We start from the raw sequence: 9488 nt of genomic DNA, 5'->3' as shown, positions 1-9488 counted from the left end.
TGGCCGGTGTCTGGCAGGCGAACGACATCCTGCCGCCGCTGACGCCGTATCAGGTCATGAAAGTCGGGCATATCCCGTTGATCGGCTACCAGCGACCCGGCTCGCCAAAGGTTGCCGAGCAAGTCGCCCGGCTGGCCAACAGTGTTCGCGGCGTGATGCTTGAACGGCTGGGGCCGGTGGTCTGGGAGAGTTCGGTATCCAGGGCCAGCTACGCCCTGGAAGAGCTCGAGGAAACCGCACGGCTCTGGCTGATGAGCAATCCCAAGCCTGAACCGCTCGATCAGGCGGCGCTGGACGAATTGCGAGACACCTTTGGTGCGCACTGGTAACGCACAGGCTTGACACGATAGCTCGATAACGCAGGCCCTGCCCGGGAGACGCCCAGCGACTTTCGACGGCCCCGGCTTGCCTGAAAAAACAATAACAACAGGAAACCCAAGCATGACTCACTTTCACTGCGGCATGTTCAGATCCAGTGGCAGTACCGTTTCATTTACCCGGCGTGGAGGGTTTGTGAAATGAGCCCGTTAATCCTGATGATGACCGCCGGGGTGGGCATCGCGCTGTTGTTGTTCCTGGTGCTCAAATACAAATTCCAGCCCTTCGTGGCCTTGATGCTGGTGAGCATTCTGGTGGCGCTGGTGGCCGGCGTGAAGCCGGCCGATCTGGTCGCCACCATTGAAGGCGGCATGGGCAAGACCTTGGGCCATATCGCGATCATCATTGCCCTGGGCGCGATGATCGGGCGGATCATCGAACTTTCAGGCGGTGCCGAGGCGCTGGCCAAGACTCTGATCACCCGTTTCGGTAACCGGCGTACACCCCTGGCGTTGACGATTGCCGGCTTCATGGTCGGGGTACCGGTGTTCTTCGAGGTCGGCGTGATCATCCTGATGCCGCTGGCCTATGGTGTTGCCCGCAGTGCGCGTAAGCCGCTGTTGGTGTTCGCGTTGCCAATGTGCGCAGCTTTGTTGACCGTACACGCCTTCCTGCCGCCACACCCGGGTGCGGTGGCTGCTGCCAGCCAGTTGGGCGCGGACCTGGGCCGCGTGCTGATGTTCGGTTTGCCGATCACCGCGCTGCTTTGCTATGTCGGCTACCGCGTGGCCGGGCGTATGACCCGTCGTGCGTACCCAATGACCGACGATATTCGTGCCGAGGTCTATGGCCCGCATGTCACCAACGAGGATCTGGCCGCCTGGTCCAATGGTAACGACAAGAGCCCTGAGCGAGCGGCTGTGGCCGTGTCGCACATGGGCCTGGAAGAGGCCACCAGCAGCATCGTCTCGAAGTTGCCGCCGGCTCCACCACCGGGTTTTGGTCTGATCGTCGGCCTGATTGTGTTGCCGATCATTCTGATTCTGCTGGGGACGCTGTCCACCTCGTTGCTGCCTGCCGAATCGGTCCTGCGCGGTATCATGACCGTACTCGGCGCGCCGTTGGTGGCGTTGCTGATCGATACCTTGCTGTGCGCCTGGTTGCTGGGTTCGCGTCGGGGCTGGAGCCGCACTCAAGTGTCCGACGTGATCGGTTCGGCCTTGCCCGGTGTGGCCATGGTGATCCTGATTGCCGGTGCCGGCGGTGTGTTCGGCAAGGTGCTGGTGGACACCGGAATCGGTGCCGTGGTCTCCGACATGCTGCGCACCACAGGTCTACCGGTGCTGGCCCTGGGCTTTCTGCTGACCATGCTGTTGCGCGCGGTGCAGGGTTCGACCACGGTGGCGCTGGTGACCACTGCCGGCATCATCAGCCCGCTGATTGCGACCCTCAATCTCACCCCGAACCACATGGCACTGTTGTGTCTGGCCATGGGCGGTGGCGGGTTGGCCATGTCCCACATCAATGATGCCGGTTACTGGATCTTCACCAAACTGTCCGGTCTGAACGTGGCCGACGGCTTGCGCACCTGGACGGTGCTGACCACTTTGCTCGGCACCCTGGGTTTCTGTATTACCCTGCTGATCTGGCCCTTTGTCTAACCCTTTATCTCAGGAGCTACCATGCCTCGTTTCGCTGCCAATCTCAGCATGCTTTACCCGGAACATGAGTTTCTGGATCGCTTCGCCGCCGCGGCTGCCGACGGTTTCGAAGCGGTGGAGTATCTGTTCCCCTACGACTACAGCGCTGAAGAACTCAAGCAACGCTTGAGCGACAACGGCCTGGTGCAGGCACTGTTCAACGCGCCGCCCGGCGATTGGGCGAAGGGCGAGCGGGGCACCGTGTCATTGCCGGGTCGGGAGAGTGAATTTCGTAGCGGGTTTGATCGTGCCCTGGAATACGCCAGCGTATTGGGCAATTCACGCATCCATGTAATGGCCGGGCTGCTGCCGTCGGAAAGCGATCGCCCACGGCATCACGGCGTGTACCTGGAGAACCTGGCCTACGCCACCGCCCAGGCGGCCAAGGCAGGCGTCACAGTATTGCTCGAACCGATCAATACCCGAGACATGCCAGGCTTTTTCCTCAACCGCCAGGATCAGGCCCAGGCCATCTGCAAGGAAGTGGGCGCCAGTAACCTGAAGGTGCAGTTCGACTGCTACCACTGCCAAATCGTCGAGGGCGACCTGGCGACCAAACTGCGTCGGGACTTCGACGGAATTGGCCATATCCAGATCGCCGGCGTGCCTGACCGGCATGAGCCGGACCTGGGGGAAGTCAACTATTCCTATCTGTTCGAGCTGATCGACCAGTTGGGTTATGACGGTTGGGTAGGGTGCGAATACCGGCCACGAGGCAACACGTCTGCCGGCTTGCAATGGCTGCGGGACTGGAAGGCGCGTTAAGAAACTTGTAGGAGCGAGCTTGCTCGCGATGGAGTTGAGGGCGACGTGTTTATTCAGTAAACACGCGATATCGTTAACGTCCATCGCGAGCAAGCTCGCTCCTACAAATAAGGCCAGGAGCCCGTCGTTTCAGGCTGGTGTATTGTCAGCCGGCAGCAACAGTTCGACACCTTGCTTGCGGATGCCATCGGCCGCCGCAGGGGTCAACGCGTCATCGCTGAGGATAATGTCGAACTGCTCGAGCCCGGCAATCTTGTACATACTGAAGGTGCCGTATTTCGAACTGCTGGCCACCAGCACCACCTGCGAAGCCGATTGCATCGCGGCTTGCTTGACCTCAACCTTCAGCGCCGAAGGCGTGGTGAGGCCGCGACGCAAATCCCATGAACTGGTCGATATGAACGCGATATCGGTGACCACCTGACGCAAGGTGGCAACCGCCAGACCGCCCACGCACGATTGATTGGAGTGATCCAGCTGCCCGCCGGTGTGAATCACCGTGACATGGGGGGCTTCAATCAGTGCCTGGACAATACCAAAGTCGTTGGTCACCACGGTCATGCCGGACAGCGCCTTGATGTAGGGGACGATTTCCAGCGTGCTGGTTCCCGCGTCCAGGTAAATCGTCATGTCGGCATGCAGTAGCCGGGCGGCGAGCCTGGCCATGGCCTGCTTCTGCGGCAACTCGACCACCGCCTTGATCTGATGACTGGGCTCACTGTGCAGCTGGCTGGCGATCCGCACCCCACCCGTTACCGAGTAAGCACGACCTTCCTGCTCCAGCAACGCAATGTCGCGGCGTATGGTCATGTGCGAACAGTCGAACATTTCCATCAACTGATGAACGCTCAGCACCTGATGCTTGCGCAACTGTCGCAGCATCAATTCACGGCGCTGTTCAGGAATCATCGGTGCGCCGCTGTCGGCGGCGATGTCCTTTTGACTAGGCATTCGGGCTCCAGAATGAAGAAATCCGCAGACAAGGAGGGCGGGCAAACATAGTAGCGAATCTGCAGCCGGATCAGTAGCGTGATGAGGCGTCGAGCCCATGTCCCTGCGTAAAACGCTTGTTTCTACCTGTTCACTGCAGCCTGCGCCCGATAGGCCTTGGGCGCGCAGCCCTGGGCGTTGTGGAAAAAGCGGCTGAAGGCACTCAGGCTGGAAAAACCCAGCACCTCGGCGATCTGTGAAAGCTTCAAGTCGGTCTGGCTCAGGTATTTTCGGGCCAGGTCCAGCTTGGTCTGCTGCTTGATGGCCTGGAAGGTGGTGCCGCTGCCGGCCAGCCTGCGTTGCAGGGTTCGGCGGCTCTGCAGTTGATTGAGGGCGACGGCGTCCAGGGGCGCACCGCTGCTGGAAAGCAGTTTGCGCACCGAGTCCTCGGTTGCCGAGGCCGGGCTACGGTTGCGTCGCTGTTGGTTTTCCCGCAGGTAGTCAAGCAGGGCGGGGCGGGAGAAGGGCTGTTTCTCGTTCAGTGGATGCGTCAGCACATGGTGGCTGAGCAGCATGCCGTTGCACTCCTGATTGAAGAACACGTTCTGGCCGAAAATCCGTGTGTAGCTGGCGCGACTATGCGGTTCCCGGCAACGCAGCATCACGCGTTCGGGCGACCACTGCGGATACAGCGCGCTGCGCAGTTTGCGCGCGAGCAGGGCCAGGCCCAGGTGGACGGACTGGGTTTCGTCGATTCCGGCCGTCGCGGTCACCTCGTAGTGCACGGTCATTCCCAGTTCGTGTTGCTCCAGGTGCACCAGGGCACCGGACATCAGCACGTGGAAGTAACGTGACAGGCGTTCGAGCCAATCGCCCACTGTGGTCGCTTCGCTGACGATGTCGAGCAACGCACTGCCCAATACGCCCATCCCTTGCTTTTGTGCCAGCAGCAACCCGAAGTCCTCGCGACCGGTTTCCCGGGCGGCCAGTTCGAGAAAATGCACCACCTTTGGCACCGGCAGGAGGACGTCCAACTGATCCAGCGACTGCGAGGCAATCGATGCCCCATGGGCCACTCGCCAGGGATCGCCGTGCAGATCGGCGATCAGCTCGCGGGCGCCGTACAGGCACATGCTGCGAATGAGATGAGTATCCATAGCGCGCGCCTTTGGAGATTAATGGCGCGAAGTATCAAACGATTGGCACGTTTTATCAAATAAATGCCCGGCGTCTGCGCAAAATACGACCGCCCGAACCTTACAAAAATCACAACGGAGCGGTTGCCATGCTGGGTCTGATGCAGGATCACCCCTTACTCATTTCTTCGGTACTGGAGCACGCGCTGTGCTCGCATCCCCAGGTCGAGATTGCCTCGCGCTTGCAGGACGGCACGGTGCATCACTGCACGTATGCCGACATCGGCCAGCGTGCCAAACAATTGGCCAATGCCCTCACAAACCTCGGCGTGCAGCCCGGCGAACGGATCGGCACCCTGGCCTGGAATGGCTACCGGCACATGGAAATGTTCTATGGCGTCTCGGGCATGGGCGCGGTGCTGCACACCATCAACCCACGGCTGTTTGCCGAGCAGATCGAGTTCATCGCCAACCATGCCGAAGACCAGTACCTGTTTTTCGACCTGTCGTTCGCGGCTCTGATCGAGCAGCTTGCGCCACGACTGACCACGGTCAAGGCGTTCGTCGCCCTGGCCGAACGCAGCCAGATGCCGCCCATCGTTGTGCCCAACCTGCTGTGTTACGAAGACCTGATCGGCGATGAGCCCGAGACCTTCGCCTGGCCCTGCCTGGATGAGCGCGTGGCGGCCTCCCTGTGCTACACCTCGGGCACCACCGGAAATCCCAAAGGGGTGTTGTACTCCCATCGCTCGACCTTGCTGCATTCGATGGCCACCTGCACCCCGGACGGGTTCAACCTGTCCTCGGCCGATACGGCGCTGCTGGTGGTGCCCATGTTCCACGTCAACGCCTGGGGCATGCCCTATGCGGCAGCGATGTGCGGCGCGCGCCTGGTCCTGCCCGGTGCGGACCTCGACGGGGCCAGCCTGTATGACTTGATGCAGCGCGAAAGAGTAACCCTGGCCCTGGGTGTGCCCACGGTGTGGATGACCCTGCAACAGCATGTGCAAAACGCCGGGCTGATGCCGACCGCAGACCTGTGCCTGAACCGGGTCGTGATGGGCGGGGCAGCGGCGCCGCGCAGCCTGGTGGAAACTTTCGAGACTCGCTTTGACGCCCGGGTGCTGCAAGCCTGGGGTATGACCGAGATGTCGCCATTGGGCACGGTTTGCAATGCCTTGCCCAAGCACCGTGACGCCTCGCTCGACGAGCGTATCGACCTGCAGGCCAAGCAGGGCCGGGTGTTGTTCGGAGTAAGGATCAAAATCGTCGATGCAGACGGTGCCGAACTGCCCCGTGACGGCAAGGCGTCCGGCCATTTGCGGGTCAAGGGACCGTGGATCGCCAGTCAGTATTACCGGGGCGAGGGCGGGGACCTGCTCGATGAACAGGGCTGGCTGATGACTGGCGATATCGCAACCATCGACCCGGATGGCTACATGCAGATCACTGATCGGGTCAAGGATGTGATCAAGTCCGGCGGCGAATGGATTTCCTCCATTGACCTGGAGAACGCCGCCTGCGGTCACCCGGCGGTGGCAGAAGCGGCGGTCATCGGCGTGCCGCATCCCAAATGGCAGGAACGGCCGTTGCTGGTGGTGGTGCTCAAGCAGGGCATGTTGGCGACGCGGGACGAGTTGCTCGGCTTTTTACAGAGCCGCGTGGCCAAGTGGTGGCTGCCCGACGCGGTGGCTTTTGTCGAGGCACTGCCCTATACCGCAACGGGTAAAGTGCAAAAAATGAAATTGCGCGAACAGTTCCGGGACTATCGTTTATAACCAGCGATACTTTGTACCCCAGTCCAAAGGGCCCCCCATGGATCGCATTGCACCGGAACTGGTCCTCAAGACCACGCCACCGCGAAGTCAGAAAACCGCTCACATGCGTGAGCGGCTGAGCATCGACTCCGCGGCCCTGGCGGACAAGATGGCCATTGCCGTGCAAGGCCCGGCGGGGTTCGGCAAGACGTTTCTGCTGGCCCAATGGCGCCGGGAGCTTCTTTCCCGTGGGGCGGTGGTGGCCTGGTTGATGCTCGATGAACATGACGATGGCGTTCGATTCGCCCAGGGGCTGGCCGCCGCCATGGCCGTTGGCAGCGGCCGGGCAACGTTTGCCGGATTCCTGGAGCGCATGCCCGGGCGCGGGCGCGACGAACTGGAAGGGCTGACCGACTGGCTGGCCGAGGTCGCGGACCTTGGCGGCGAAATCGTGCTGATGCTCGACGAAGCCGAAAGACTGCCCGAAGCCACCGCGCGGCATTGCCTGGCCTACCTGCTGCACAATGCCCCGGCCAACCTGCGCATCATCATGGCCTCCCGTGGGCGCTTGAACCTGCAGGTGGCCGACCTGCAAGCCCGCGGCTTTTATGTCGCCATCGGTGCGGACGCCTTGCGCCTGCGGGTGGAGGAAACCGTGGCGATCCTCGGCAGCCGCTTCGGTCATCGTATCGACCCGGATCTGTGCGTGCGCTTGCACGAAGCCACCGAGGGTTGGTCACTGGGTCTGCAACTGGCGATCGCTTCCATCGAAAAAAGCCCGAGCGTGGTCGCGGCGGTCGAAGAGCTGTCGACAGGGACCGGTGATATACGGCGCTACTTCGTCGACACCCTGATTGCCCACCTGCCCGCCGGACAGATTGAATTTCTGATCAGCATTGCACTGCTGGAGATGTTGCATCCGTCCCTGTGCATCGCCTTGACCGGCGACGAGCAGGCCGGTTTGCGCTTGCAGGAGCTATGCGTGGCGACGCCGATCTTTGTCGAAAGCGTGGACAGTGAGTGGGTGCGTATCCACCCGCTGGCCCGGGAGTTCCTGCTGGGGCGCTTTGCCAGTCTGCCCGAGACACGACGCCTGGACCTGCATGAGCGGGCGGCAAGCTGGCTTGAAGCCCATGAATTCTCCGAGCAGGCGGCTCGTCATTATCTGTTGGCCAGGCGCCCCCGCCAGGCGTATCAGATGATCGAGCAATGCCTGTACGAAATCATGTTGCGCGGGCAGTTCAGTCGCGTCCTGGAATGGGTCGAGGAACTGCCGGCGCAGGAGGTCGAATCGCGGTCGCGCATGTGCCTGGCGGCCGCCTGGTCCCTGGCCATGAGCGATCGGCACGAGGAAGCGGTACGGCTGGTCGCCGGTCTCCGACAGGACCCGGCGACCGATGACAGCACGCGCTGCGAGGCGGCGATGATTGTAGCCACCGCCGCCTATTTTGCCGACCGGCCGGACGAATCGCTGACGCTGGTGACGCCTTGGATGAACGCCTTGCCGACCGGCGAGATCAAGTTGCAGGCGGTCTTTGCCAACCAGATCGCGCGCCTGACCCTGTTTCAGGGCCAACCGGAAAAAGCTCGGCGGATCTTTCAGCGGGCACCGTTGTATGCCTGGAGCTCAGGCCTGGACGCCATCCGCGGTTTTGGCGAATGGGTGGTGGGCCTCAGCTATGTCAGCGAAGGTCGCCTCGTGCCGGCCGAAAGAGCGCTGCGCGACAGCCTGGCTCGCGCCGAACAGGACATTGGCCGACGCAGTCCAGTGGCGGTGATGTTGGCCAGCGGACTGGCTACAGTGTTGCTCGAGCGCGATCAGTTGCAAGAAGCCGCCACGGTCCTGGCCAACCGCCTGGACGTGGTCGAGCGTCTGGCTTCTCCGGATGCGATTGTATTGGGCTTTCTCACCGCCGCTCGCCTGGCGGTACTGCAGGGCCAGGGCCATCGTGGTTATGACCTGCTCGAGGCGCTGTTCGTGCTCGGCGAAGAGCGCGGCATTGCGCGTTTCTGCATTGCCGCCCTGGCCGAGCAGATTCGCCTGCACGCGCTGCAAGGCCGGGCCGATACCTGTCTGGCATTGGGGCGCCGGCTCGATGCCCAGGTGCCGCAGGTCGCACGCGAACAAACAGGCTTGCTCGGGCCGGAACTGGCCTTGATGGTGATGCTGGCCAAGGCCTATATCGCCCATGTGCAACGTGACTGGCAAGGGATGCTGGAGCTGTTGGAGCGTGCCAACGAAATAGCCGAGCGCATTCGTCGCGGCCGTGAAATTGTGCAGATCAAACTGCTCAAGGCATTGGCGCTCCAGGAGTCGGGCGGCAACGGCCTGGCCTGTCTGCGTGAAGCGATCAGCCTGGCCGAGGAAAACGGCTTGCGGCGGATTGTCGAAGACACCCATCCGGAATTGCTCAAATGGATGCGCAAAATCCAGCACGAGGCACCCAGGACTGCTGCGCAAGGCACGCCACCACCCGCGCCGGTGCCATTGGCGACCAGCACGGTGTCGCCCAGCCGATTGCTGACACCCAAGGAGCGTGAAGTCTTGCAATTGCTCGCACGTAACCTGTCGAACAAACAGATCGCCCTGGCGCTGAATGTCGGCGAAGAAACCGTGAAATGGCACCTGAAGAACCTGTTCGGCAAGTTCCAGGCCGGCACCCGCAAGCATGTGGTGGATCGTGCTTACATGCTTGGCATCCTTGATCCTGCCAGCTGAAACCTGGTCCTTCTACTCGCGCATTATTTCCGAGCCGCGGCGCCTCACTTAAGAGATAGATCGAACAGAAAGCAACCTGTGGCGAGGCCGCTTTTTTTGGGCTTTCACTGGTTTGGACCCGGACGCGGTCCCCTGTAGGAGCTGGCTTGCCAGCGATGGTCGT

7 protein-coding genes are annotated in these 9488 nt (G+C 61.8%); 5 read left to right on the top strand and 2 right to left on the bottom strand.

From position 1 onward, the window contains the following. The 3 genes from PMI29_RS05050 to otnI all read left to right on the top strand — a co-directional run. Nucleotides 1-329 (top strand): class II aldolase/adducin family protein (locus tag PMI29_RS05050; protein WP_008002549.1); only part of this gene is annotated, 329 nt, incomplete at its 5' end. A gap of 189 nt (nt 330-518) precedes the next feature. After that, nucleotides 519-1979, top strand: coding sequence for a GntP family transporter (locus tag PMI29_RS05055; RefSeq protein WP_008002547.1), 1461 nt, complete (start codon nt 519-521; stop codon nt 1977-1979). A gap of 21 nt (nt 1980-2000) precedes the next feature. After that, complete coding sequence (gene otnI, locus PMI29_RS05060; protein ID WP_008002545.1) at nt 2001-2783, top strand: 2-oxo-tetronate isomerase; 783 nt, start codon at nt 2001-2003, stop codon at nt 2781-2783. 129 nt (nt 2784-2912) lie between these two features. Here otnI and PMI29_RS05065 read toward each other — a convergent pair whose 3' ends face one another. Both PMI29_RS05065 and PMI29_RS05070 read right to left on the bottom strand, forming a co-directional pair. Next, complete coding sequence (locus tag PMI29_RS05065) at nt 2913-3734, bottom strand: DeoR/GlpR family DNA-binding transcription regulator (protein ID WP_008002543.1); 822 nt, start codon at nt 3732-3734, stop codon at nt 2913-2915. 122 nt (nt 3735-3856) lie between these two features. Then, the gene (locus tag PMI29_RS05070) at nt 3857-4870 is read right to left on the bottom strand and encodes an AraC family transcriptional regulator (protein WP_008002541.1); all 1014 of its coding nucleotides are present in this window, start codon (nt 4868-4870) and stop codon (nt 3857-3859) included. 128 nt (nt 4871-4998) lie between these two features. On the opposite strand from PMI29_RS05070, the gene PMI29_RS05075 reads away from it, so the two are divergent. Together PMI29_RS05075 and PMI29_RS05080 are read left to right on the top strand one after the other, a co-directional pair. After that, on the top strand, nt 4999-6627 hold the full coding sequence (locus tag PMI29_RS05075) for a 3-(methylthio)propionyl-CoA ligase (RefSeq protein WP_008002539.1): 1629 nt from the start codon (nt 4999-5001) through the stop codon (nt 6625-6627). 37 nt (nt 6628-6664) lie between these two features. Further along, nucleotides 6665-9325, top strand: a complete 2661-nt coding sequence (locus PMI29_RS05080) for a LuxR C-terminal-related transcriptional regulator (RefSeq protein WP_008002538.1) — start codon at nt 6665-6667, stop codon at nt 9323-9325. The last annotated feature ends 163 nt before the right edge of the window (nt 9326-9488 follow it).

The sequence above is a fragment of the Pseudomonas sp. GM49 genome (assembly GCF_000282355.1).
Classification (GTDB): Bacteria; Pseudomonadota; Gammaproteobacteria; order Pseudomonadales; family Pseudomonadaceae; genus Aquipseudomonas.
This window is presented reverse-complemented; position numbering and strand designations above follow the sequence as displayed.

Bases quoted from the DNA above. Each gene is read 5' to 3' on its own strand.
- PMI29_RS05055 (WP_008002547.1), top strand. From the start codon at position 519: ATGAGCCCGTTAATCCTGATGATGACCGCCGGGGTGGGCATCGCGCTG.
- otnI (WP_008002545.1), top strand. From the start codon at position 2,001: ATGCCTCGTTTCGCTGCCAATCTCAGCATGCTTTACCCGGAACATGAG.
- PMI29_RS05065 (WP_008002543.1), bottom strand. From the start codon at position 3,734: ATGCCTAGTCAAAAGGACATCGCCGCCGACAGCGGCGCACCGATGATT.
- PMI29_RS05070 (WP_008002541.1), bottom strand. From the start codon at position 4,870: ATGGATACTCATCTCATTCGCAGCATGTGCCTGTACGGCGCCCGCGAG.
- PMI29_RS05075 (WP_008002539.1), top strand. From the start codon at position 4,999: ATGCTGGGTCTGATGCAGGATCACCCCTTACTCATTTCTTCGGTACTG.
- PMI29_RS05080 (WP_008002538.1), top strand. From the start codon at position 6,665: ATGGATCGCATTGCACCGGAACTGGTCCTCAAGACCACGCCACCGCGA.